This window comes from Kribbella sp. NPDC003557, assembly GCF_040610805.1.
Taxonomy (GTDB): domain Bacteria; phylum Actinomycetota; class Actinomycetes; order Propionibacteriales; family Kribbellaceae; genus Kribbella.
Map to the genome: position 1 here is coordinate 689286 of NZ_JBEXMY010000002.1, position 25057 is coordinate 714342.

20 protein-coding genes are annotated in these 25057 nt (G+C 69.7%); 9 read left to right on the top strand and 11 right to left on the bottom strand.

Annotated features, from left to right (window positions below):
* Both ABZW60_RS09195 and ABZW60_RS09200 read left to right on the top strand, forming a co-directional pair.
* Positions 1–801 (top strand): hypothetical protein, encoded by an 801-nt coding sequence (locus ABZW60_RS09195; protein WP_355475227.1) that lies wholly within the window; start codon positions 1–3, stop codon positions 799–801.
* 44 nt (positions 802–845) lie between these two features.
* Entirely contained in the window at positions 846–1154 is a 309-nt protein-coding gene (locus ABZW60_RS09200; RefSeq protein WP_355475228.1) for a hypothetical protein, read from the top strand.
* 42 nt (positions 1155–1196) lie between these two features.
* On the opposite strand, the gene ABZW60_RS09205 is transcribed toward ABZW60_RS09200, so the two are convergent.
* Genes ABZW60_RS09205 through ABZW60_RS09215 form a run of 3 tightly spaced genes read right to left on the bottom strand, consistent with a single transcriptional unit; the run spans position 1197 to position 7263 of the window.
* On the bottom strand, positions 1197–5705 hold the full coding sequence (locus ABZW60_RS09205; protein ID WP_355475229.1) for an FtsK/SpoIIIE domain-containing protein: 4509 nt from the start codon (positions 5703–5705) through the stop codon (positions 1197–1199).
* Entirely contained in the window at positions 5696–6733 is a 1038-nt protein-coding gene (locus ABZW60_RS09210) for a hypothetical protein (RefSeq protein WP_355475230.1), read from the bottom strand. Before ABZW60_RS09210 ends, ABZW60_RS09205 begins: the two co-directional genes overlap by 10 nt.
* Complete coding sequence (locus tag ABZW60_RS09215; protein ID WP_355475231.1) at positions 6730–7263, bottom strand: sigma-70 family RNA polymerase sigma factor; 534 nt, start codon at positions 7261–7263, stop codon at positions 6730–6732. The genes ABZW60_RS09210 and ABZW60_RS09215 overlap by 4 nt, the downstream gene beginning before the upstream one ends.
* Before the next feature lie 221 nt (positions 7264–7484).
* On the opposite strand from ABZW60_RS09215, the gene ABZW60_RS09220 reads away from it, so the two are divergent.
* Positions 7485–8438, top strand: a complete 954-nt coding sequence (locus ABZW60_RS09220) for an RICIN domain-containing protein (protein ID WP_355475232.1) — start codon at positions 7485–7487, stop codon at positions 8436–8438.
* Here the strand turns inward: ABZW60_RS09220 and ABZW60_RS09225 are convergent.
* Together ABZW60_RS09225 and ABZW60_RS09230 are read right to left on the bottom strand one after the other, a co-directional pair.
* On the bottom strand, positions 8435–9337 hold the full coding sequence (locus tag ABZW60_RS09225; protein WP_355475233.1) for a 1,4-dihydroxy-2-naphthoyl-CoA synthase: 903 nt from the start codon (positions 9335–9337) through the stop codon (positions 8435–8437). The two genes, ABZW60_RS09220 and ABZW60_RS09225, sit on opposite strands and share 4 nt — an antisense overlap.
* A 14-nt stretch (positions 9338–9351) precedes the next feature.
* Entirely contained in the window at positions 9352–10365 is a 1014-nt protein-coding gene (locus ABZW60_RS09230; RefSeq protein ID WP_355475234.1) for a LacI family DNA-binding transcriptional regulator, read from the bottom strand.
* A gap of 144 nt (positions 10366–10509) precedes the next feature.
* On the opposite strand from ABZW60_RS09230, the gene ABZW60_RS09235 reads away from it, so the two are divergent.
* Together ABZW60_RS09235 and ABZW60_RS09240 are read left to right on the top strand one after the other, a co-directional pair.
* On the top strand, positions 10510–12441 hold the full coding sequence (locus ABZW60_RS09235; protein ID WP_355475235.1) for a Xaa-Pro dipeptidyl-peptidase: 1932 nt from the start codon (positions 10510–10512) through the stop codon (positions 12439–12441).
* Positions 12442–12725: 284 nt separating this feature from the next.
* Complete coding sequence (locus ABZW60_RS09240; protein WP_355475236.1) at positions 12726–15536, top strand: SIR2 family protein; 2811 nt, start codon at positions 12726–12728, stop codon at positions 15534–15536.
* A gap of 24 nt (positions 15537–15560) precedes the next feature.
* Here the strand turns inward: ABZW60_RS09240 and ABZW60_RS09245 are convergent, their stop codons facing one another.
* Entirely contained in the window at positions 15561–16487 is a 927-nt protein-coding gene (locus ABZW60_RS09245; RefSeq protein ID WP_355475237.1) for a helix-turn-helix domain-containing protein, read from the bottom strand.
* 125 nt (positions 16488–16612) lie between these two features.
* On the opposite strand from ABZW60_RS09245, the gene ABZW60_RS09250 reads away from it, so the two are divergent.
* From ABZW60_RS09250 to ABZW60_RS09265, 4 genes are all read left to right on the top strand, one after another.
* Positions 16613–16942 (top strand): PadR family transcriptional regulator, encoded by a 330-nt coding sequence (locus tag ABZW60_RS09250; protein ID WP_355475238.1) that lies wholly within the window; start codon positions 16613–16615, stop codon positions 16940–16942.
* Positions 16939–18123: a hypothetical protein gene (locus tag ABZW60_RS09255; protein ID WP_355475239.1), complete on the top strand. Its 1185-nt coding sequence runs from the start codon at positions 16939–16941 to the stop codon at positions 18121–18123. The genes ABZW60_RS09250 and ABZW60_RS09255 overlap by 4 nt, the downstream gene beginning before the upstream one ends.
* A gap of 63 nt (positions 18124–18186) precedes the next feature.
* A complete protein-coding gene (locus ABZW60_RS09260) occupies positions 18187–19077 on the top strand; it encodes a hypothetical protein (RefSeq protein ID WP_355475240.1) in 891 nt (296 codons plus the stop codon).
* Complete coding sequence (locus ABZW60_RS09265; protein ID WP_355475241.1) at positions 19074–20579, top strand: SMI1/KNR4 family protein; 1506 nt, start codon at positions 19074–19076, stop codon at positions 20577–20579. The genes ABZW60_RS09260 and ABZW60_RS09265 overlap by 4 nt, the downstream gene beginning before the upstream one ends.
* On the opposite strand, the gene ABZW60_RS09270 is transcribed toward ABZW60_RS09265, so the two are convergent.
* The 5 genes from ABZW60_RS09270 to ABZW60_RS09290 form a co-directional block, all read right to left on the bottom strand.
* Entirely contained in the window at positions 20565–21287 is a 723-nt protein-coding gene (locus tag ABZW60_RS09270; RefSeq protein ID WP_355475242.1) for a GNAT family N-acetyltransferase, read from the bottom strand. The genes ABZW60_RS09265 and ABZW60_RS09270 overlap by 15 nt on opposite strands.
* A gap of 124 nt (positions 21288–21411) precedes the next feature.
* Positions 21412–22389, bottom strand: a complete 978-nt coding sequence (locus tag ABZW60_RS09275; RefSeq protein ID WP_355475243.1) for an adenylate/guanylate cyclase domain-containing protein — start codon at positions 22387–22389, stop codon at positions 21412–21414.
* On the bottom strand, positions 22379–22777 hold the full coding sequence (locus ABZW60_RS09280; RefSeq protein ID WP_355475244.1) for a cyclic nucleotide-binding domain-containing protein: 399 nt from the start codon (positions 22775–22777) through the stop codon (positions 22379–22381). Before ABZW60_RS09280 ends, ABZW60_RS09275 begins: the two co-directional genes overlap by 11 nt.
* A complete protein-coding gene (locus tag ABZW60_RS09285; RefSeq protein WP_355475245.1) occupies positions 22764–23537 on the bottom strand; it encodes a class I SAM-dependent methyltransferase in 774 nt (257 codons plus the stop codon). The genes ABZW60_RS09280 and ABZW60_RS09285 overlap by 14 nt, the downstream gene beginning before the upstream one ends.
* A complete protein-coding gene (locus ABZW60_RS09290; RefSeq protein WP_355475246.1) occupies positions 23534–24736 on the bottom strand; it encodes a 3,4-dihydroxy-2-butanone-4-phosphate synthase in 1203 nt (400 codons plus the stop codon). The genes ABZW60_RS09285 and ABZW60_RS09290 overlap by 4 nt, the downstream gene beginning before the upstream one ends.
* Between the last annotated feature and the right edge of the window lie 321 nt (positions 24737–25057).

Here is a 25057-nt window from a genome sequence, read left to right on the forward strand (position 1 = left end):
GTGCCGGACAAACTCAAGATGGACTACAACCTGCTCAACGACGCCAAGGTCGACCTGGAAGAACTCGCGGGGAACATCAAGCCGACACTGGACGACAGCCTGTTCAGCACGCTGGCGTACGACGACGGCACCGTCCTGGGCAGCAGCACGATCGCGTCGGCGATCACCGACCTGCACTCGAACGCCGAAGGCACGATGACCAAGGCCGAGAAGGGCCTCAAGGAACTCGCGAACTCGTTCGGCTCGGTCGGCGAGGCCTTCCTGCAGTTCGATGCCGAGATCTCCCAGGGGATGAACGCGACCAACAGCAACCTCGCCCTGTCGAACTACTACCGCGACAAGTCGCAGTGGGACTACTACCAGGCCCACCAGGACCAGTGCACCGGCCCGGTCGCGGACCGGCCGGACTTCTGCAGCGCGACGAATCCGGGGGACCACCCGCCGCTGGACCAGACCATCACCACGGACCGCGGCAACATCCACACCCACCTGGACGTCGACGACAAGGGCAACGTGACCCGCGAGGAGACCACGGTCACCTACGACGGGAAGACCTACCACTCGGTCACGACGTACGGCGACGACCGGCACCACATCATCACCGACAGCGAGTACCCGGACGGCAGCACGGTCCACAACGACACCCAGCTGCAGAGCAACGGCAGCGGCACGATGAAGACCACCAACAGCGACGGCACCTGGAGCGAGTTCACCCGGGGCCCGAACAACCCGGACGGCTCCCCGGCCGAGTGGGTCGAGACGCCCGAGAGCGTCGCGGCCAACGCCGACGACGACGAGTAGCCCCCCTGATTCCCGCTGTTCCCCACCAGAAAGCGAGCGCAGCAATGGCGTACGACGGCATCAACCTCGACTACCCGAAGATCGTCGAGGTCACCACCTTGATGACCAACGCCCACGACCAGATCTCCCCGATGATCGAGAACCTGCGCACGCGGGTGAACACCCTGGTCGACGACGGCATGGTCTTCAAGCAGTCCAGCGAGGTCATCCGGAACACCTACAACAACTTCGACACCAGCCTGAAGGCCGCGGTCAAGGGCATCCAGGACTTCTCGGACATGTTCAACAGCATCAAGAAGAACGCCGAGGAGTTCGACCAGGGGATCAGCAACAGCCTGAACCAGGCCAAATAGCGCCGCCACGCCGAGGTGCTCCAGGCAGTTGCCTGGAGCACCTTATTGTTGTTCGGGGAGCAGCACGGTGAGCGGGATCTGCACGGCGAGCGGCTGGGCGGCGGGGCCGGTGGCCCAGCCCCGGCCGGCGCGCGGGGCGGCGCGGATGATGTTCAGGCTCAGCCGGACGCCGATCAGCTCGCCCTCGGAGACGGAACGGGCCTCGAGCAACACTCCGCGGCGGGCCCGGCGGGCCGCGGACGCCCAGCCGCTCAATCCGGACTGGAACCCGTCCGTGGTGGCGCCGAAGACGAGCGCCGTGCCCTGGTCCCGGCCCGAGACGACGATGTCCTTCAGCACCTTGTCCGCGGCGGCGGTCATCACCAGGTCGGCGTCGTCGATCACCACGACCTTCGGCCCTGCCGACTGGTCGAGCGTGGCCCGCAGGACGTCCTCGGCCGGGTCCGCCTGGCTCATCAGCGTGACGTTCGGATGCCGGGCGAGCATCCGCAGCGGCGACTCGCGCGGCGTGATCACGACCAACGACGAGCCTCCGGCCAGCAACGACACCGCCAGGCAGGACAGCGCGTTGCTCCGGCCGGACCCGGGCGGCCCCAGGACGGCGTACGACGACCCGACGCCGGCCAGGTCCACGCCGACCGCGCCGCCCTCGTCACCACCCAAACCGATAAGACCCCACTGCGGGCGGCGATCCGCCTCGGGAACCCGCTCGTACGCCTGCGCGAACTCCACCGCCGACGGCAACTCCGCGACCTTGAACGGCCGCCGTGCCGCGGGCACCTTCGCGTCCCGGCGGACGGCCTCGGCCGCGATCGCCTTGATCGCGTCGACCTGCTCCGATCCGCCGCCGGACGCGAGGACGGCGACCTGTGTCTCGGTCGCGGTCAGCACGTGCCATCCGCGACCCGGCAGCACCATCGCCGGAACCTTCGCGAGCCGCAGTCCGGCCGCCTGGTAGTCCGTCTTGTCGGCCTGCCGCAGCAACAGCTTGTGATCGTTGTGCGATGCCAGCCGTCCGCCCAGCAGCGACCGCTCCGACGTGGCGACCAGGTGGATGCCGAGACCACCGCCCTCGCGCAACAGCCGCATCACGTCCTGCAGCAGCTGGCCTTGGTCGTGCTCGTCCAGCAACGCCGACAACGCGTCCCACCCGTCGATGAACACCAGGACATGCGCCGGGCGCTGCGCCTTCGGGAGCGACGTGCGCAGCTCGTTCAGCCCGGTCGCGTTGTGCTTCCCGGCCAGTTCCTGCCGCTCGCTGAGCTCCTGGTTCAGCTTCCGCAGCAGCCGCGCCATCCGCTCCATGTCATGCCGGGAGACGACCGCGCCGCAGTGCGGCAAGGTCTCCAGCGGCGCCAATCCACCGCCGGCCGCGTCGATGCCGTAGATGTGTACGTCCGCGACACTCAGGTTCTTCGCGGCCGAGCCCGCCATCGTGCGGAGCGTCTGGGTGCGGCCGGAGCGCGGCGCCCCGATCACGTACAGGTGCCCGAACGTCTCGAAGTCGATCCCCGCCACCCGCCGCTGCTGCAACGCCGGGATGTCCTCCAGCGCGTACGGCACGAACATCTCCCGCTCCGTCGCGGGCAGCGCGTCGAGCAGGATCTGCGGCTCCAGCGCCGGCTGCCACGGTTTCGGCTGGGCGGCGAAGTCCGGCAGCTCGTCCGCCGCCGCGCGCACCGCCTCCACGAGCGCCTGCAGGTCGGTCACCGCGAGCCCGTTCGCCGTCTCGTCGTCCGGATCCGGGCCCGCGTCGCGGTCGACGGCGCGCCCCAGACCGGCCCACGGCAGCTCGGTGACCCGTACGCCCGCCGGATCCACCGGACCGCTCGGCCCCGACGATCCGGCTTCGTCGGTCCGCTCGGCGCCCACCCACGCGGTCTGGAACAGGTCCGCCAGCCGCGGTCCGCGGCGGATCAGCGCCCGCCCCGGGATCCCCGGGCTGATCGATGCCGCCTCGTTCACGTCGACGACGTCCTGGCTCTCGGACTGGTCGGTGACCCGCAACGCGATCCGCAGGTTGGTGTTGGCGCGGATGTCCGCGGTCACCACGCCGGCCGGCCGCTGGGTCGCGAGGATCAGGTGGATCCCCAGCGAACGGCCGCGCTGCGCGATCCCGATCAGCCCCGGGACGAAGTCCGGGATCTCCCGCACCATCGCCGCGAACTCGTCGATCACCAGCAACAGGCGCGGCAACCGCGCGAGCTCCGGGTCGAGCGCCCGCTTGGCCTGGTAGTCCGGCAGGTCCTTGGCGTCGGCGTTCGCCAGGATCCGCTCGCGGCGGCGCAGCTCGGCGTCCAGCGACTCCAGCACCCGCTCGACCAGGTGCGCGTCGAGATCGGTGACCATGCCGAGCGTGTGCGGCAGCCCGGCGCATTCCTTGAACGCGCTGCCGCCCTTGTAGTCGACGAGGACGAACGTCAGCTCGTCCGGCCGGTTCGCGACCGCGAGCGACGCGACGAGCGTCTGCAGGAGCTCCGACTTGCCCGATCCCGTCGTCCCCGCGATCAGCCCGTGGGGGCCGTCGGCCACCAGGTCGATGACGAACTTGCCGTCGAAGTCGGTCCCGAGCACGAACGACGTGTTCGCCGGCCGCCGCTGCCAGCGCGTCACCAGCGCCTCGGCCGTCGGCGGCTCGAGCTCCAGCTCGTCCAGCAGCTTCACCAGCTTCGGCAGGCCGGCGTCGTGGTCCGGACTGACGTCGCGGACCGGCGCCAGCGCCCGGGCGATCTGCTCACACCACTGCGGCGACACGAGATCCGCGCGGACCGCCTTCTGGTCCGGGATCCCGGGGCGCCGTACGGTCACCGTCTCGCCGGCCGCCGCGACCACCGCGCTGCACTCCTGCGGCAGCAGCCGCTCCTCCTTGTCGAGGCACACGGAATACACGCCGACCGCGGGCCCGTCCGTCAGCACCTGCACGAAACCCGGCACGTCCCGCAACCGGCGGGATCCGTCCGCGATCACGACGATCTCGGTGTCGATCGGGTCCGGCGTGTTCGACGCCGAGCTGCCGGCGCCGACCTTCCGGTGCCGGCCCTGCACCTGTGACACCAGCTCGCCGACACGGGCTGCCGTGGTCGCGTCGTCGTTCGCGATCAGCACCGCCGCCTGCGCCTTGTCCGGCCGCAGGTGCGGGAGCCAGCGCACCCAGTCCCAGTCCTGCGCGTTGTCGGCCTCGGCCAGGACGACGATCCGCAGCGCCTGCGGCGAGTGCAGTACGGCGGCCTGGATCGCCAGCCAGCGCGCCAGCGCCCGGGTGGTCGCGGGCTTCCCGGCGATCCCGAGGACACCGTGGCCACGCAGCGGAACCGCGATCGGGGCATCCGGGATCGTCCAGCGGATCGTCCGGTGGTTCTCCTCGCGGCCCTGGTCGTCGAGCTCCTTCAGCGACGGCTGGTCCGCCGTACCGACGCGCAGCAGCAGGTAGTCCGGATCGCTCCGCCGGCGTTCCCACAACCGGCTGCCCGGCCGGGTGGCCAGCTGCGCGATCCGGACCGGGTCCGGCGCGGTCAGGTTGCGGATCAGCCGCTCCCGGGTGACCGCGGCCGAGATCTCGTCCTCCAGCGCGGCCTTGCGGGCGAAGTACTTGCGCCGGGCCTCGATGTGGTCGGCGCGGTTGGTCCGCCGGCTGGAGAAGAAGTTCATCCCCATCATCAGCGGGCTGAGCAGCGTGAAGACCAGGAAGTAGTACGAGTTGAACAGGCCGACCATCACCAGGCCGAGGACGACCGGCGCGAGCACGACCGGCCACGGGAACGGCCGCTTCTGCGGCGGCGCCGGCGGCGGTGGCAGCCGGACCTTCTCGTCGTCGAGGTGCGGAGCCAGCCGCGGCGGCCGGTTGTAGTCGAGCCGGAACCCGTCGTCGGCCAGTCGTACGGCGGCCGGCGGCTCGAGCGACCCGCTGCACCGCAGCAGCACCGGGCCGACCGCGAGGTCCTCGTCCGGCGGCCACCCGTTCACCTGACCGATCGGCACGTCGTCCGGGTCGACGACCACCACCGGCTCGTGCGCGGTCTCGTCGTCGTGCACACGGATGGCGCTGGTCGCCGCGTCGTCCTCGGGCGGCCCGATCCGGCGGCTCGACACCAGTCCGGCGAGATCCTCCGTCCGGTGCCAGAACGCCTCACCGGCCGGCCCGACCGTCACCCACAGCCCGCGCTCGGGGACGCCGGTGCCTGCCAGCCGGATCGCACACCGCGCGTCCGCCCCGATCTCGTGGCTTCCGGGCCCGACCCGCCAGACCCGTCCGGCCTGCGGTCCCGAGACCGCGTGCAGCTCGACCGTGACCGGCGCATGGCCGTTCGGCGTGCCCTGCAACAGATCCGGTACGTCGACCGCGCCGCCGAGCCCGATCACACCGCCGTCGCGGACACCGGACCTGGCGAGCGGCGCCGCCGGGTCCAGGCGCCGGCGTCCGAGGAACAGCGTCGTACCGGGCTTGCCGAGGCCGTCGGCGAGACCGCCGACCGACAGACCGGACGGGATCCGCACGACCTGGTCGGAGCGGGACCCGGAGCGGGAGTCCACGGTCGTCAGATTCAGCTCCACGACGCCTCCTTGCGGTCCGTGACCGCGGAGACGCCGACCGACCCGTCCGGCAGCTGCAGGTCGTCCAGGTCGTCCGTGCTCACCGCCTCCGGGCTGAACGGCGTACCGCTCTCGAACTCGTGCGCCGGCAGCCGCCGGATCGACCGCGCGACAGCCTTTGCCAACGGCAACGGATCGATCCGCAGCCAGGACGCGCCGCCGTGCAGCCGCAGCGTCTGGTCCGGCAGCACCTCCAGCAGGCGGCAGCTGCCGCGTGCCACCCCGAGGCTGAGCATCCGGCGACCGGCCTGGAGCGGCGCGTCCAGCGGCCCGGCGCCGACGACGTACCAGGCGCCCAGGCGCCGCGCCGCTTCCTCCAGCGGCAACCCGTCGTGCCGCGGATGGATGCCCTCGGCAACCTCGATCGCGCCGACCGGCAGCCGGACGTCGAGCTGCGCGGCCATCGCCTGGACGACCGCGCGGGCCGTGCGCTCCACGCCGTACACCGACAGCGTGCGGGGGCCGGAGAGCAGGTCGAGCATCATCACGTGCCCGCCGGTGCTGTCGGTCCCGACGCAGACGAGCAACGGCATCTCGCGGACAGAGCCGTTGTCCGGCAGTTCGGAGCGATCGATCCACCACAGCCGCGGGTCCTCAGCGTCCGCGCTCCACGGCTCCGGCGGCTCCAGGTCCGACGCCCCGGCGACCAGGACCCCGATCCGGCGCCTCGCCAGCGCCACGGCGTACGGCGCCACTCCCGGGCTGATGCCCGCTGCGGCGATCATCGCGCGCTCCGCCTCGGCCCACGCCTCGCTGTCGCGCAGCATCCGGACCAGCAGGCGAAGCCGGCGACGGTACCGCCGGCGGGCCGCGATCGGCTCGGTGAACGCGCGGACGGCCTGCTTGACCTGGCGGCCGATCCAGCCGAGCAGCCGCCGCCACCCACCGAGGCGACGGACCAGCAGGTTCAGCAGGACGAGCGCGAACAGGACCAGCCCGGCGTACCCGAGGTACCCGCGGATCCCGCCGCCACCGCCGAAGGCCGTCACGCGGCGGCTCCGGCCCAATCCGACCTGGTGAGCTCGGCCCGGACCTGCCGGACGGCGTTGTGCGCCCGCGACTTGACCGTGCCGACCGGTACGCCGAGCACGGCCGCGACCTCCTCGCCGGCATGACCGAGCAGGTGCACGCGGGCGATGACCTCGCGGTGGGCCGGCGACAGCCGCCGCAGGACGTCGACCAGCACCCGGCGGTCGATGATCTGCTCGGCCGGGTCGGGCTGGCTGCGCGGCTCCTCCAGCTCGGTCGCGCCGAGCCCCACGGGTACGGCGCGGCCGGCGCGGCGGTGATGGTCGACGACCAGGTTGCGGGCCACGCGGAACAGCCACATCCGCACCGGCCGGTCCTGCCAGTCGATCCGCTCGGCCAACTGCCACGCGCGCAGCAGGGTCTCCTGGACCACGTCCTCAGCGGCATGACTGTCCCGGCCGAGGATGCCGGTGACGTAGCGGCGAAGGCTTTCCCGCTCTGCCAGACAATGCTCCATGACGGTGGTCCGGCGCATCAGCTCGTCGATCATGGATCTCCCTCGTGGGCGACGGAAGCGGAGAACCTGGCGGGACCGAAAATAGGTTGAGAACGCTCTCATGGCAATGCCATCGGATGAACACTCAGCAACAATCTGATCTCATGCGGTGATCGATGTCACGATCTTGCGCAATGTTTGACGGCGGCGGGGAGCTCGGGTCATCCTCGGCCAAGAGACGCTCACCGCCCCCGTCCCAGAGCTGAGGAGCAGACGTGCGGTCACGCCGATCCTCCGGAACGTCACGTTTCTCGGACACCTTCGCCAGCCGTCCCGGGCTGCCCCGGATCAGCCGCCTGCCCGATCGGCGCGCCTGGTCGACCACCGCGGTCGTGGCCGCGCTGATCGCCGGGATCGCGATCGGCGCGTCGGCGATCACCCGCGGCGGCTCCGGTCCGGCGTACACCACCGATGTCGCCTACGCACCGCAGAGCCGCGCGACCGCGACGGCTACCGTGACGCCGCCGCCACGACTGGTGGCCGGGCCAACGAAGACGACGACGGTCAAGGCCGAGCCCCAGCAGGTGGTGAAGACCGTCATCCTGCCCGGTGTCACCGTGACGTTGCCTCCGGCCACGGTCACCGCGAAGCCGCCGGCCCCGGGCAAGCCGCCGACCGTCACCACGACCACGACCGCCACGGCGACGGCCACCACGACCGCGACCGCCACGACAACCGCGACCGCGACCGCGACGACGAAGACGACCGCCACCACGACGGTGACGGCGAAGCCGCCCGCGCGGAGCACCGACGCGCGGACCGCGAACCCGCCGGCCGCGGCCGCACCGGTTGTCCTGCGCAACGACCAGACCCAGCGCTGCATCGACGTCCGCAACGCCGGCGACGGTGTCGGCCGGGACGGAACGCCCTTGCAGGCTTGGGATTGCAACGGCGGCGCCAACCAGGCGTGGACCTTCGGGCCGGACGGCACCGTGCGATCACTGGGGTTGTGTATGGACCTCGCGTGGGCGGCCACCGCGGACGGCACGCAGGTCCAGCTGGTGAACTGCAACGGCGGCTGGGCGCAGAAGTTCACGCTGAACGGCAATCACGAGCTGGTCAACCCGACCGCCCGCAAGTGCGTCACCGCCGACAGCGCCGCGAACGGCGGCAACCTCGTGCTGCGCACCTGCGGCGGCACACCCGACCAGAAGTGGCACAAACCCTAGAAAGCGTAGGGATACGGCGACCAGTCGGCCGGCCGCTTCTCCAGGAACGAGTCGCGTCCTTCGGCGGCCTCGTCGGTGCCGTAGGCGAGCCGGGTGGCTTCACCGGCGAACAACTGCTGACCGACCAGACCGTCGTCGATCAGGTTGAACGCGTACTTCAGCATCCGCTGCGCCGTCGGGGACTTCGCGCAGATCTTCCGGCCCCACTCCAGCGCCACGGCCTCGAGCTCGGCGTGCGGGACGACCTTGTTCACCATCCCCATCCGGTACGCGTCCTCGGCCGAGTACTCGTCGCCGAGGAAGAAAATCTCCCGCGCGAACTTCTGCCCGACCTGCCGCGCCAGGTACGCCGAACCGAAGCCGCCGTCGAACGACGCCACGTCCGCGTCGGTCTGCTTGAACCGCGCGTGCTCCGCCGACGCCAGCGTGAGGTCCGCGACTACGTGCAGGCTGTGACCGCCGCCCGCGGCCCACCCGGGAACGACGCAGATCACGACCTTCGACATGAAGCGGATCAGCCGCTGAACCTCGAGGATGTGCAGCCGGCCGGCGCGCGCCGGGTCGATGCTCTCGGCGGTCGTGCCCTCGGCGTACTTGTACCCGTCCTTGCCGCGGATCCGCTGGTCCCCGCCCGAGCAGAACGCCCAGCCGCCGTCCTTCGGCGACGGCCCGTTGCCGGTGAGCAGCACGCAGCCCACGTCGGTGGACATCCGCGCGTGGTCCAGCACCCGGTACAGCTCGTCGACGGTCTGCGGCCGGAACGCGTTCCGCACCTCCGGCCGGTCGAACGCGATCCGCACCACCCCGGCGTCGACCGCACGGTGGTAGGTGATGTCGGTCAGCTCGAAGCCGTCCACCTGCTTCCAGGCCGACGGGTCGAAGATCTCGGAGACGGTCACCGGACGAGCATATTTCAGTGCCGTGCGGTGCTCTCCCGCAGTACTACCTCGGCCTTGAACGTCTCGGTCGTCGCGTCGCCGCCCTCGATCGCGAGCTCCAGCGCGCGGCGGCCCATCTGCTCCAGCGGCAGCCGCACGGTCGTCAGACCCGGCCACACGTCCCGCAGCGTCGCGATGTCGTCGAACCCGGCGACGCCGAGCCGGCCCGGTACGTCGATACCGCGGGCACGGAACGCGGACATCGCGCCGACGGCCATCACGTCGTTGACCGCGAACACACAGTCCATGTCGGCGTTGCGGTCCAGCAACTGCTCCGCGGCGGCATACCCACCGTCACGCGTGAAGTCGCCGGCCTCGACCGCCACCGGCGCCAGCCCCGCCTCGGCGAGTCCGGCGACGAACCCGTCGCGCCGATCGCGCGCCGTCGCGAGCGTCTCCGGCCCACCCAGTACGGCGAACTTGCGCCAGCCGAGTCCGACCAGCGCGCGGGCCAGGTCCGCCGACCCCGAACGGTTGTCCGGCTCGACCGTGTGCGCGGGCATCCCGGACTGGCTGACCAGAGCGAGACCCGCGCCGGAGTTGAGGAAACTCTCCACCTCGGCCGCCGTCCGCGCCAGGCTCTCGCTGTCCGTCCGCCGGCTACCGATCATCACCGCGGCGCGCGCCCGCTGTGCCCGCAGCGACGACAGGTAGGCGATCTCGCGCTCCGCGTCCCGGAAGGTGCTGGCCATCATCACCAGCAGGTGCCGCTCGTCGGCGGCGCGCATCACGCCGTTCGCGATCGCGGCGAAGTACGGGTCCTCGATGTCGTGCACCAGGATGCCGACCACGTTCGTCGACGACTTGGCCAGCGCCTGCGCCTGTGCGTTCGGCGTGTAGCCGAGCTCGTCGGCCGCGGCCTTCACCCGTTCCTGCAACTCCGGACGGGGCACACGGTCCCCGCCGTTCAGCACGCGGGAGGCGGTCGCGACCGACACGCCCGCACGCTGTGCCACGTCCAGCAACGTGACCGGTGCTCGCAGATTCATGGCCTACCCTTTCGTGCGTCCCCCCGGGGGCGGTGGCGGTCACCCTATCGAACCACGCAGTTCTCACGCTGTGTATCGGGCAGGTCGCTGCCAATCTCGGCAGAACCTGGCGTCGCGGCCCGCGAGTGACTAGCCTTCCCACCCATGAGGACCGTCCACGCCCGGGTGACGATCCTGGTCTCGTCCGCCGTGCTCAGCCTGTCGACCGTCGTCGGTCCGGCCGTTGCTGCGCCGCTCCCGGACGGGCCCGGTACGGCCCCGGCCGCTGCTCCCAGTGTGCCGCAGCACATCGACGCGCGCACCAAGAGCACCCAGCCGGTCTACGACTACGCGAACGCGATCCGCGAGTCGGTGTACGTCGACACCACGATGGACACCGACTCCGACGGGACGAACGACGAGATCGCGGTCGACATCGTCCGGCCGAGCGAGACCGCCCTCACCGGCGTGAAGATCCCGGTCATCATGGACGCCTCGCCGTACTACTCGTGCTGCGGACGCGGCAACGAGAGCGAGAAGAAGACCTACGACGGCGACGGCGTGATCCGGAAGATGCCGTTGTACTACGACAACTACTTCGTGCCGCGCGGCTACGCGATGGTCGGCGTGGACATCGTCGGCACCGGCCGCTCCACCGGCTGCGGTGACGTCGGCGGCAAGGACGAGATCCGGTCGGTCGTCGACGTGATCGACTGGCTGAACGGGCGCAACACGGCGCACACCGCCGACGGTCAACCGGTCAAGGCGTCCTGGACCACCGGTGCGGTCGGAATGATCGGCAAGTCGTACGACGGGACGCTCGCGAACGGTGTCGCGGCCACCGGCGTGAAGGGCCTGAAGACGATCGTGCCGATCTCGGCGATCTCGTCCTGGTACGACTACACCCGCTCCGGCGGCGTACCGTACTCGGACGACTACATGCCCTGGCTCGCCGGGTACGTCGGTCACGACAGCGCCGCGTGTGACGAGGTCCGCGGTGAGCTCGGCGACAACGACGACGACGAGACCGGCGACTACACGTCGTTCTGGTCCGAGCGCGACTACACCAAGAACGCCTCGAAGGTGCAGGCGTCGGTCTTCATCACCCACGGGCTCAGCGACTACAACGTGCAGACGAACCACTTCTCCCAGTGGTGGTCGGCGCTGTCGCGCAACAACGTGCCGCGCAAGCTGTGGCTCGGGCTCGAGGACCACGTGGACCCGTTCGAGTTCCGTCGCGACGAGTGGGTCGACGAGCTGCACAAGTGGTTCGACTACTGGCTGCAGGGCCTGCAGAACGGCGTGATGAAGGAGCCGATGGTCTCGGTCGAGACGACGCCGGACGTGTGGCGCAACTACCGGACGTGGCCTGCGGTGAACCGTCCGCTGCCGGTGCCGCTGGCGGCCGGCAAGCTGGGTGCCGCGGGCAAGGGGTCGGTGACGATCACCGACGATCCCGAGCTCACCGAGGACGACATCGTCGCGGACCCGACGCAGGTGATCGCGGGACGGCAGATGTTCCTGTCCGCCCCGCTCAGCGCACCGCTGCGGGTCAGCGGGACGCCGTCGGTCACGCTGCGGGTGAAGTCCGACTCGCCGACGACGCCGGTCACCGCGCGACTGATCGAGTACGGCGAGGCCCAGCGCTACTCGGGCATCCGCCGTACCGACCAGAGCACCTGTGAGGGCTCGAGCACCGACTACGACGACAGCTGCTACTACACCGTCGAGAAGCTCACCGCGCAGAGCGACCACGGCATCGTCAGCCGCGGCTGGATCGACGCCGCGCACAGCAAGTCGCTGTCGAAGCCGACCCCGCTGAAGCCCGGCGAGTGGACCACGGTCACCGTCCCGCTGCGCGCCCAGGACCAGGTCATCCCCAAGGGCCGCATCCTCGGCCTCGCCATCACCCTGTCCGACACCGAGTGGACCAGCCCCAACGACACCGGCGCCACCATCGACATCGACCTGGCCACCAGCAAACTCAACATCCCAATCTCCTCAGGCCACCTAACGGCCCCCACCAAACCCCAGTCGATCCAGGTAGAAATCACCACCCCCACCCAACGCCCCAACCTCCACGACCCCAAGAACTAGGAGACGGCTGCCGCCGGTGTGTGCCTCCCACACACCGGGCACAGGTTCAAGGCTCCTCGCGACCCGCAACTGCGCTAGCTGCGCCAGGGGCGGATAGTAATCCGATCGGCAGAAGCCACGCGGTTCACGAGTGCACGTTTCCTGCAATCGGAGGGGCCGGCCAATCTTGATAACGATTCCGGCCCGACCAGAACTCGCGTGGCGCAGCCCTTCCCCGCCGGGCGCCATGGCCGCTAACATCGCCCCCACAAACGGCCGGGGGGCCGATGGGCTGTGGGGGACAGATGGAATTCGGCACGCTTTCAGATCTTCTTGCTCGTCTCAAGGCAAGTATGCCTTCGTCCGGCGACAGGCCCCTTGCGCTGCTTGCGGGTTCCGGTCTGACGGTAGGCGCAGTACCAGGGGTAACCGATATCGTTCGATCCATTCGGGGCGCGCTGCCTGAGGACGACATCAATACTTTCGACGTAACCCTTGACGCCTCAGCGGAACCCGGCGACAAGTACCAGGCCGCATTCAAGTTCCTGGGACTTCGACGCCCGCCGTCGTACCGGGATCGAATCATTCAAGTTGCCGTACTGGCGGCCTATAATAACTCCGCTATCGGCAGCATCGGCGATCTCCAGCCGAGTCGCCTGATGGAGTACGAGGCGGACGCCGACAACTGGACTCTTCCGGCTGGAGTGGAGGCGCTGGGCCGCCTGTGGGTAGGCCTGCCTCTGAAGGTGCGGGGCCCAATCATCACCACCAACTTCGACCCGCTGATCGAGATCGCGATCAAGAAATCCGGTGGAGCTGCGTCTAACAGGATCATGGACGCCGACGGCGCGTTTCTGCGTGACGTCCGCGCATCAGAGTTTCCGCAGGTCGTGCACATCCATGGGTTCTGGCGCGATTCCTCGACGCTAAGCATGACAGCACAGCTGACGCTCGAACGACCTGCGCTGAACGGGTCTCTCCGGTCGCTGCTCAGCGAATACACGTTGCTGGTCATGGGGTACGGCGGTTGGCACGACGCCCTGATGGCGCAACTCCATCTGATCCTCGCTGAGCAGACTGCTCGTGAGCTCGACGTGTTGTGGTGCCACTACGGCGACGAAAACGATCTCCATCAGCAGTTGCGCATCAACCCCACACTCCATCAACTTCTCCGCGCACCCGGAAACATCCAGTTCTATACCGGGATCGATGCGAACGTGGCACTTCCTGCGATCGAGTCCGCGCTGGCACCGCATTTGACATACGCCGACACCGAGCGGGTCGCTGTTGGCCGTGGCAGCCTCCTGGGCTGGGATCCCGTTCCGCTGGGAACCGACCAAGATGAAACAGAGCGCCGGTTGAGCGCAGTGAGCTTCTTCGACGGACGTCTGCCGAACTGGGCAGACGCGAACAGCGATCTGATTCCGCATCGTGACATCGTGACGACGATTCGAAACGAGTTGCGAGCGAATATTCGTGACAAGCAGCCGTCCTTGACGATCATCAGCGGCCCGAGTGGTGAGGGTAAGACCACTGCGATCATGCAAGCCGCGACGTCTCTCGCCGATACCCAGTCCGACCTGGTCGTTCTGTTCAATGGCGATGGTCGCGTCTCGTCGGTGGAGGAGATCCTTGCCCTTCCAGCCGCTACCCCGCACCTTCTCGTCCTCGATGATGCATTTCGCAGCATCGACAGGCTCCGGGATCTCGCGGCACAGCTGAACAAGGCCGTGTCTCGGAACATCCATCTGTTGGTCGCAAGTCGTGACACGGATTGGTCTGGCGCAGGAGGGTTCACCTTCGCCTGGAATCGTTACCTCCGAACCAAGGTGCACAGACTCAGGGGGATCAGCCGGCCTGACGCTTCCAGCATCGTGACTGCGTGGGAGAAGCTTGGACCGGACGCGCTTGGCGAGCTCGGGCGAATTGCCACCAGTGACGCACGGATCAACGCGCTGATGTCGGCGGCCTCTGACAGCCAGATCGCAGAGGAGGGCGCGCTGCTCGGCGCACTGCTGACAATTCGTTACGGCGACGGACTGGTCGAACACATCAGAGAGCTCGCGTTGCGCCTTGCCGACCGTCCCATTCACTCCCTCAGCGGGACGTCCGAGTTCACGCTCGCTGACGCATTCTTCATGATCGCCGTCCCACATTCGGTCCAAGTGCGAACCATGACCGCCAGCGTCCTGGCCCGCGCGCTGGATCTGACCGAGCACGAGGTACACGGCAGCGTGCTGCTTCCGCTTGGTGAGGAGGCCGCGATCTCCGTGACCTCACGTCAGATTCTGATCCGCCACGCACTCATTGCACGTACTGCCTGCAATATCGCTCCCGATCTCGGCATCGATCTCTCGAAAATCACAACCCGAGTCGTTCAGGCCGCCGTGGGGCTGATCGAGTCGGGTAACAACGCCGCTCCAGAGTTGCGGGCTATCGCGTACCTCTCGCAGCGATTGCAGGGCGCGGACCTGCGCGTCGCCGCCGCGACCGCGGCAATTGAAGCGTCGCCGAACCGAATTTCGTACCGCACCAGCCTCAGTCGCGCCTATCGCGAAGCCGATGATCCTGAGCGAGCGGCGAGTATTAGCGAGGGAAGCACGAGGATCCTCTACACCGCCCTCGACACCGCGACCGGAATCCGGCCAATGTTCACCGAATGGGGAGTTGCTGAGGGCATCCTTCAGCGCTACGCGCGCAATACAGTGCTCGCCGGCGTCGCACTGCAGGACCTCACAAGCGGCGAAGCCTTACGCCAGGACCACGCGTGTACTGCGATTGTCTGTCTGGCATTGGGGCTTCGTAGACTCTGGGACTCAACACGTAAGTTCGTCTACCTCGCTGGCCTCGCAGCTCTCTGTAAACTCGCCGAGGGAATCGACATGAGCATCAAGCAGCGGCGTTGGGTCGAGGAAGCAAGGGTTCTCGCGTTCACCAATGGTGCGCCGGCCTTCGAAGGCCTAGACGCTGCGGCGAAACAACTTGCTCAGACATGCTACGCCGCTCAACAGGCCCTCGAGGAACCCTTGCCGAACAGTGTGCCCGCGTTGACCTTCAGGTTTACCGAGCTCGTGCGCCTCGGCGAAGGTCGAGGTTGGTCGAGCGGCGCAGCCTGAGCAGTTCGACCAACGCTCGGAGAACTAGTTGCCTTCGGCTACGAAGTGCATTGGGTCGCCGGAGTTGAGGTCGGTGATGCCGGCGGTGTGGAAGGCGCCTACCAGGAGTGCGCGGCGGTGGGCGGCGAAAGTCAGGACGTGGGCGACCATGCCGCCGTAGGTGAAGACGCGGGGCGGCTCGCAGGTGGTGTCGACGAAGGACTCGTCGAAGCGGCCGTCCTCGTTGAGTTGGTTGACCAGGGCCACGAAGCGGGCGCCGGCCTCGGCGTGCCGGGTGCGTAACTCGGGGATCGGGGTGACGACCTCGCGGCCGCACTCGGGGACCTGGAACGGCCGGTCCTCGACCGACGCCAGCCACATCTCCTCCTGCCAGACCAGGCGGTCCAGGAGGTAGCGGATCGAGATGTCGTCGTCGATCCCTTCGACGGACAGCTCGATCGGCCGGTCCAGTGTGGCGGCGTCCACGCGGGCGCCGCGTTCGATCAGCTCACCGGTCAGCCACACGTGGTGCTCGACCATCCTGACAAGTACGTCCATCCCTCTCACCTTTCTGCGGGCCGGCAGGCGAAGACCTGCCGGCGGCTGGAAATGCACTCCACTCGGCGCCGCGAGGAAGAACACCCGCGACGCCTCCCGCCGCCACTCCCGTGGCGACATCCCGTACGCCCTGGCGAACGCGCGCGTGAACGCCTCGTGCGACCCGTACCCGGCCTCGACCGCGACGTCGAGCACGGCGACCGGCTCGGTCAGCAGCCGGTACGCCGCCCGCTCGAGCAGCACCCGCCGCCGGAACGCGAACGGCGACTCGCCCGCCACCGCACCGATCACCCGGTCGAAGTGGAACCTCGACAGATGCACCCGACCCGCCAGGCCAGCGCCGTCGAGCGGGCCGTCGGACCCACCCAGACCGGCCGCGACCACCGCCACGAACTTCTCGAACACATCCGCCATGCCCACCACTGTGCCCCAGCCGACCGGCCCCGACTTGATCGAAATTGCGGAGTCCCGCAGGCGCTCAACCGGAGTACTCCGCAATGTGTAGTAGTCTTCTCCGCGGAACACCGGAGGAGGCCTTGATGGACACGAGCCAACTGCTCAAAGGCGTGCTGGATCTCGCCGTGCTCGCCGTGCTGCGAGACGCCGACGGCTACGGGTACGACGTGCTCCGCCGGCTGCGCGCCGCGGGGCTCGAGGACGTCGCGGACGCCTCCGTGTACGGGACGCTCCGCCGGCTGTTCCAGGCCGGCGCGCTGACGTCGTACGTGCAGCCGAGCGAGGAAGGCCCGCACCGCAAGTACTACGGGCTGAACAAGACCGGCCAGGAGCTGCTGGCCCGGTCCGCCGAGACCTGGAACCACTTCGCCGACACGATGTCGGTGCTGCTGCTGGAGAAGGAGGCCGCGTGAACAGCACCCTGACCGGAGCGGTCGCGAGCTACCTGACGCAGGTGCGGGCCGAACTCGACGACCTGCCGCCGGGTGAGCTCGAGGACGTGCTCCACGACGTCACCGACCACCTCAGCGAGGTGGCGGCCGAGCTCGGCGACCAGCCGTCGTTCGGCGACCTGCAGGCGCGTCTGGGGACGCCGCGGCAGTACGCCGGCGAGCTGCGCACCGCGGCCGGGTATCCGGCCCGCACCGCGCCGGTCAACCAGGACCAGGTCGCCGCCGGGTGGCGGGCGCTGCGCTGGGGCCTGATCGCCTGCACGGTCGGCCCGTTCTTCGTCGCGGTCAGCATCTTCGCGTGGTCGCGGGACGAGACGACGTTCTTCGGACTGCTCGGTCTCGGCGTGCTGTTCGTGGCGGCGACCCTCGGCCTGCGGGCCCTGCACGGCAACGACCCGCGAATCGTGCTGGACACCCCGCGCGGCGCCCGGGGTGAGGCGGCCATCCGCGGCTGGATCGACCAGATCCCGCCGAACGTCCGGCACGAGCTGGTGACGATCGGCCAGCCGGTCTGGTGGGTCGTGCGGGGCATGATCGGCGCGGGCGGGTTCTTCGCCCTGTTCGGCGCCCTGTCGGTGACCGTGGTCGGCGCCTTCGCGGGCGCGGCGGTGTCGGTGTGGATCGGCCGCCGGACCCAGCAGGACCGGCGCTGGCTGTGGTACGTCGTGCCGCTCAACGTGGTCGCGGCGGTCGCGGTCCCGGCGTTCCTGGCCGCGGCGTACGCCGGTGCGTCGTTCGGGTTCCTCAACAACTACAACGACTACCGCGGCAGCGCCCGGAACTACGAGCCGCCGTCCGACGGCATCACGGTCAACGGGACACCGGTCTCGAACATCTACCCGTTCGATGCCCAGGGCAAGCAGGTCTCGGTCCGGCTGTACGACCAGAACGGTCAGCCGATCAGCCTGGAGCTCCAGGACTGCGCGACCAACTACGGCGAGCAGTCACGCGACACCACCAGCAACGTGTTCCCGCAGGCCGTCGTCGTCCCCGACGAGAACGGGGACGTCACGGCGGAGAACTGCAAGGACTCGACGAAGGCGCCGTTCGTGCCACCGCCGGCCCCGGCCACGCCGACGACTCCGAAGCCGTCCGGTACGCCGACGCCCGGCGTCACCCTCACCGTCAAGCCGACCAGGTGACCCAACTCGCGCACTAGGGTGACTGGCTCGTTGCCATCCCCTGCCCTGTGAGGTACACACCCCGTGTGGATCGCTGTCGGTGTCATCGCTGTCCTCGTACTCGTCGGACTCGTCGTCTGGTGGCTGCTTCGCGGGCCTGACGAGGACGAGGACCCGAGCAGCGACGACGACTTCGCGGTGGAGCGCAGATGGGACTGGGAGTTCCAGCTCACCGAGGAGCAGGAGAAGGCCCTGATGGAGGGCCTGCAGGCGTACCACAAGAGCAAGGACGGGCCGATCCATGTCCACAGCGAGAACGCTCAGGTCCTGCTGTTCGCGCCGCACACCGTCATCTCGCTGTACTTCCTCGCGCACCGATTCGTTGCCCTCGGCCCGGAAGCGGTGTCCTATCCGGTGAGCTCGGTCGGGCGACTGCTCGACGAGTGTGCCGACAAGGAGCAGCCCGGGGTGCTGCACCTGCGCGACGACTGGTTCCCGGACGCCGGTGTGGACGGCATGGACACCTCGGCCTTCGCCGATCTGGTGATGGACGTGCTCATGAAGCACCCCGACCAGCGCGTCACGGGCGGCTCATGGAACGGCGACAGCCTGGTCGAGACAGATGTCCGCGCGACCGGACGAACCCTCGGCGATGACCGATCGGCGCTCGGGGAGGACATGCAGGAGGCAATGCAGCACGGCGCGTCCAGCGATGAGGCCTTCGAGCGCGCCTATTCCCGGCAGCAGGCGGACCGGAGCCGGCACACCAACCACCTGGTACTCGACCTCGCCCGGGTGCTCGACCACTACGGCCCGGCCCGGCAGGCCCAGCCGCAGACGCCGCCGGTCGACCTGCTGCGGATGATCCTGCCCCGGATGGTGGCGTCCGAGATCCCCGGCGTGCTGTGGATCCGGCCGGCCACGGACGACGAGCGCACCATCCTCTCCGACGCCGCCTGGAACGACGGGGCATGAGCTCCGGCCTCGTCCCGGCGATCGCGCGCACGATCGCCGCGGACGCTCCGGACGGCTGGCAGCGGGCAACACTGACCGCGACGGTCGGCGAGACCTGGACGTACCGCAGCGGCCCGCACTACACCCCTGAGTCCGACGCGCCGTACGAGCCCGGCGACGACCAGCACCTGCACGAGCAGCTCACCGAGCTGCACGCAGAGCTAGACGCGGTCGACTCGCTGATGCTCGACCTCGTCGTGCACACCAACGGCCGCTTCGAAGCCATCACCAGCGAATGCCTCAAGCACCTGGACCCGGGTTACCTGTACGTTCGCGAGCCCTACGACCTGCCCGCCGCCCCGGCCGAGTCACAACCCGGCCCGGTGCGCGCCGTACCGGCTGGAGACCCGCAGGCCGCGATCGAGTTGCTGCACCGGTACGTCGGTCACGCGGAGCGGATCCTCGGACGACAGCCGGGCGAGCTCCTCGCCAAGCTGCCCGACCCGGTTCGCGCCGATGGAGGGGACCTGCCAGCCGACCTGCTGGCGCTCTACAGCGTCGTCGACGGCGACGGCGGTGCCGGGATCTTCGACAACCACGCGTGGTTCGGCCTGCGGGGGACGTTGGAGCCTAGCGAGCGGTGGTGGGGCGAGCGCGACTGGCTGACGACAGTGCAGAGCTCCGCGCTGCTCGACTGCGTCCCGGCGCTCACCGTACGGCGTGCTCACGACTGGCCGGCCTGGATCCCCTTCGCCACCGACTATTTCGGCAACTTCCTGGCGGTCGACCTGGACCCGGGCCCACTCGGCTCCCCGGGACAGGTCATCCGGATCGGCAAGGAATACCAGGACGGGCCGGTGTACCTCGCGGACTCCGTGACCTCGTTGCTCCGCCTGCACGTCGAAGCACTGGATCGCGGGGACTACACAGAGTCCGGCGGCAACATCGTCGTGAACTGGAACATCGCCGACAGCAAGGACCGCCGGCGGCTCGAGGTCAACGGGGTGGCCGTGCCGCTCCGAGGCGTCCACGAGGGCATCCAGGACCTGCACGTCAAGAACGCCTTCCAGGTTGACCTCGAACCGATCCGCGGCCTGCCCGCGCTCTGGAACGTTGCTCTCACCAACTGCGCAGCCGCAGATCTCGGGCCGCTCCAGGAGACTCCCGTCGAGGAACTCTCGGTCGGCCTCGATCAGATCGACCTGTCGCCGTTGCGCGGTCACCCGACGGTGCGACGGCTCAAGCTCCACACCCGCCGGCCCGTCGATCTCTCGGTGCTGACCACACTGCCGGGACTCCACTCGGTGGACCTGTCGCGAGCCGTGATCCAGGACTTCAGCGTGCTCACTCGACTCCCGGGCCTGAAGTACCTCGGCCTTCGGGCGGACCAGTGGCCACACGTCCCGCCCCTGCCCGACGTTGCCGCTGCGGGCCTGCTCGGCGATCCCACGCTCGCCGACGGGGTCGACTGGGCGGCCCGGTTCTCCAGCGAGGATCCAGCGCGGCACCTAGGGACGTACTGAGGCCGCCGCGACCCGGCGGTAGGTGTAGCCGAGGCGGTGGTAGACCGCGATCGCGGCCGCGTTGGTGGCGTCGACCATCAGCGCCGCCCGGCCGTGGCGCTTCACCAGCTCCGCGGTCACGAATCCGCACACCTGCCGCGACAATCCTTTGCCCCGGGCAACAGGATGCGTGGCGACACCGGCGAGGAACCCGACCTCGGGTGCGCTCCACGCGTCCGCGGCGATACTCAGCAGCTCACCGTGCTCGCCGGTCACCGCGGCCCATCGCCGTACGCCGGGATGCCCGGGCCACGCGTACGACGTGGGCGAGGCCTGCGTCAGCAACTCCTCGACGCCGGCGTCCCCGTCCTGCCACGCTGCCGTCGTGGTGACGTCCGGCACCTCGTGCGCATCCATCCACCCGAAGGCGGCCGAGAACGTGAGCCCCGGCACCCGCTCCGCCAACTCGCGGATCAGCTCCTCGTCCCCGAACGGCCGGTACGACGGCCCGACCTCGGCCAATACACCCGCGGTCAGCGCCACCGCATCCGCGACCGGCCCGACCACCGCCAGCCGGTCATGCTTCGACACATCCGGCGACGCCACCGCCACCGCCGCCCCCGCGCCCCAAGCACGCACCCCACCGGTGAACCCTTGAGCAGCCCACCCGATCACCGGGTCGCCCCCGCTCACCAGCCGCAGCTCGGCCGGCGTCCTGATCTCCCGCACACACCGAACCGTATGTCACGGACGGCAGCTCGACAGGAGGTGTCCGCCGCCAGGCTCGTCCGCCAAGCGTGCGCAGGCCCGCCGATCGCCCGCAGTGGGCGTATACGTACTGTCGAGCTGCCGTTCAGCCGGCGCGCTGGATCGCGTACGGGACCAGATGGCGGTAGCCGCGGACGGCGACGCGGCGCAGTCGGTGGATGGCGTACGACGGGTGGCCGTCGAGGGCTGCGGCGAGTTCGCGGTCCGCGAGGACCCGGCCGGGCTTGCACTCCGTGGTGAGCCGGGCGGCCAGGTTCACCACCTCGCCGTACACGTCGCCGAGCCGGATCAGGATGGTGCCGTACGCGAGTCCGATCCGCAGTTCGGGAAGGTCCCCGTCGGCGGTCACCGCGTCCTGCAGCGCGAGCGCGACCGCGGCGCCCTGCGCGGCGGTGTCGGTCACGAACAGCACCTCGTCGCCGATCGACTTGATCACCCGGCCGCCGTTCAGCGCGACCACGTCGGCCGCCGTCCCCTCGAACCGCTCGATCAGCTCGCCGAGCTCCGCCTCGGTCAGCCGCCGGGCCAGGCGCGTGTAGCTGACGATGTCCGCGAAACCGACCGCCCGCACGCCGCGCGCCAACTCGTCCGAGCCGGCCACCGCACGCCCGGCGGCCGCGGCGAGGTGCCGGCGCCAGACGTACGTCTGCAGCCGCTCCATGGCCGGCAGCAACTGGCCCGCGACCTCGATCGCCTCGTCCGCGGACAGCTTCGATCCGCCGAGGAACTCCAGGAACATCGCCGACTGCCAGGACGCCAGCCGGGACTGCGTCTGCCCGAGCTTGCGCGCCAGCGAGGACTCCATCTCGGGCTCGATGAACCCGTCGTCCTCGAGCGCCGCGACCAGCCGCAGCGCCTCGACATCGTCGTCGGTGAAGGCGACCTCGTCGTCCGGCACGGTCGCGAACCCGAGCGCGTGCCACATCCGCTCGGCGCGCAGGCTCGAGATCCCGGCCCGCTCGGACACCTGGATCCGGGTGAACTTCCGCTCACCGCCCAGCAGCGTCCGCTCGAACTCCTGGGTCAACCCGGCCAGATCCGGCGCCCCAGGGTCAGTGGCCACCGCGGCGCTCGGCAATGGTGGCGTCGATCGCGTCCCGGAACGCGGGCAGCCGGCGGGTGAGGTCGTCGAACTTCTCCCGGGTGAAGTGCAGCAGCTGCAGCCGCGACTTCGCCGTAACGGTTGCCGTTCGCAACGTGTTCTTCCGGACCGCGACCTCGCCGGCGATGTCGCCCGGGCCGAGCTCGGCGATCTCCTCGCCCTTCTCGCGGACCGCCGCCGTCCCGCTGAGGATCAGGTACGCCGCGTCGGGCGGCGTCTGCTCCAGGATCAGCGACCAGCCGGCCGGTACCGAGACTTCCTCGCCGGCGCGGAAGATGTCCCGGATGTCGCGTCCGGACAGATCCGCGAACAGCGGCAGGTCCCGTGGGGATGTCCTACCCAGTGCCACGTCGATCCTCCTCGCCGATGTTTCCCGTCGGTAACTCTAACGTCTTGTCGACACGATGGTCACCCTGCGGTGCAGAACGCGCCGAGACCAGGAGGATCGGCGGGCGGCGCCGGTGGATCGCCAGGGACGGCCGCGCCGCGACCTGCTCGGCCGTCGGGACCGGCTCGTCGACGCGCTCCACCCGGAGGCCGTGGCGGTGCAGGCTCGCGACGACGGTGCCGATCGTCCGGTGGTACTTGACCACGCCGTCGACGAACCAGGTCCGCTCGCGGCGCCCCTCGTCGGCGTAGTCGTCGACCACGCAGTCCGCCGCGACCAGCGGGGCCGTCATCACCGGATGCTCCATCGTGAACACGAAGGCGCCGCCGGGCACGAGCCAGCGAGCGACTCGGGCCATCAGATCGTCGAAGTCCTCGAGGTAGTGCAGCGCCATACTGCTCACGACCAGGTCCGCGGAACCCCGCGGTACGTCGACGTCGGCCAGGTCGGCGCACAGGTAGCGGACCCGAGGATGCGGTGTCGCCGCCGCCAGCATCTGTTCCGACGCGTCGACGGCGAGTACGTCGGCCGCCCCCGCCTCGGCCAGCCGGACGGCCAGACCACCTTCACCGCACCCGAGATCCACCACGCGCGCCCCGGCGACCGGCGGGAGCGCCGCGTTCATCGCGGGGATCTCCAGCGGTTCGTTGATCGCGGCACCGGACTCGCGCAGGCGGCGGTAGCCGTCGAGGAACTCCGGGTTGTCGTACAAGGCGTTCACAGCCAGCGCGCCAGGTCGTGGATGTCGATCATCGGGAGCTCCCAGCGGAGCGCGAACTGCTCGAGATCCGCGGCGCCGGCCATCACGCCGTCCGCGCGCATCACCTCGCAGCAGACCCCGACCGGCGCGAGCCCGGCCGCCGTGCACAGGGCAACGGTCGCCTCGGTGTGGCCGCGGCGCTCGGCGAGCAGCCCGGGGCGCGCCGCGAGCGGGAACACGTGGCCCGGGCGGAGGAAGTCCTCGGGCGCGGCGTCCGGCGCCGCCAGCCGCCGTACGGTCGCGGCCCGGTCCGCCGCCGACACCCCGGTGCCCGGCGCCGACGCGAGGTCGATCGGCACGTGCATCGCCGTCCCCTGGCGGTCTCCCGCGCCCGGGATCGGGTCGATCTCCAGCCTCCGCAGGACGTCGGCGTCGCACGGGATCGTGGTGTGGCCGCAGGCCTGGGTGAGCAGGAACCGCATGGATTCCGGGCGGAAACGCTCGCCGGCGAAGACCACGTCGCCCTCCCCCTCGGCGGTCGGGTCCCAGACGACCACGCCGCCGCCGGCCGCGATCTGCGCGACCACCTTCTGGACGCCGATCTCGCCGCTGAGCTGCCCGGCCCAGGGCAGCCGGGCCACCGCCCGCATCAGCTCCGGTCCGTGCCCGTCGCGGGCCATCCGCACCAGCAGGTCGCTCTCCAGGTTCACCCGGTCGCCGGCGACCAGTGCGCCCAGCGTCGTCTTCACCAGTGTGTTCGGCACCAGGACGACGGAGAAGCGGTCCTTCAGCACTTCGGCGACGGTGATGCTCACGCCGTCGATCGCGACCGAGGTCTTGGCCACCAGCCGCGCCAGCAGTCGATCCGGCGGCTTGATCCACACCCGATGGCCGGCCGGCTCGACGTCCACCCGCAGCACCTTGCCGACGCCTTCGACGTGCCCCTGCACCAGATGCCCGTCGATCCGGTCGCCGGCCGCCACCGGCAGCTCGACGTGCATCGTCGTACCGACCGCGACCCGGTCCAGCGTCGTACGCCGTCGCGTCTCGTCGGTGACCGCCACGTGGATCTCGCCGGGCGGACCCGGCTCGGCGGTGAACCTGATCCCGTCCAGACACACCGCGGCGCCCGGCGCGACCGCCACGTCCGAACTCACCCGCAACGAGCCGCCGTCGATCCCGGCGACGGTGCCCACGTGCTCGATCCGTCCTGTGAACATGCTTCGCTCTCCACCACTTGACGATGGTCAGGGACCGGAAGGGCGTGTCTCCCGATCCCACGCCGTAGCGAGCAGGTGCTCGGCGGAGTGCCTCGGTGCGCCGGAGCGGAGGGGGTCGATGTGGTTTCATCGTTCCCTTCGCGCCGGTGCGGCGAGGTGCCCGCCGAGTGCCGCGCAGTAGGCGTGGGATCGGGAGACGCGCCCTAAGTCCGAGCTGAAGCGGGGTATCACCGCGTGGCCCCGGTCAGGCCGGGTTACTCCGCCTCGCGGCAGAGCCGACGGGCCCGGACCTGCGTCCAGCCGTCACACCGTGGAATCGCA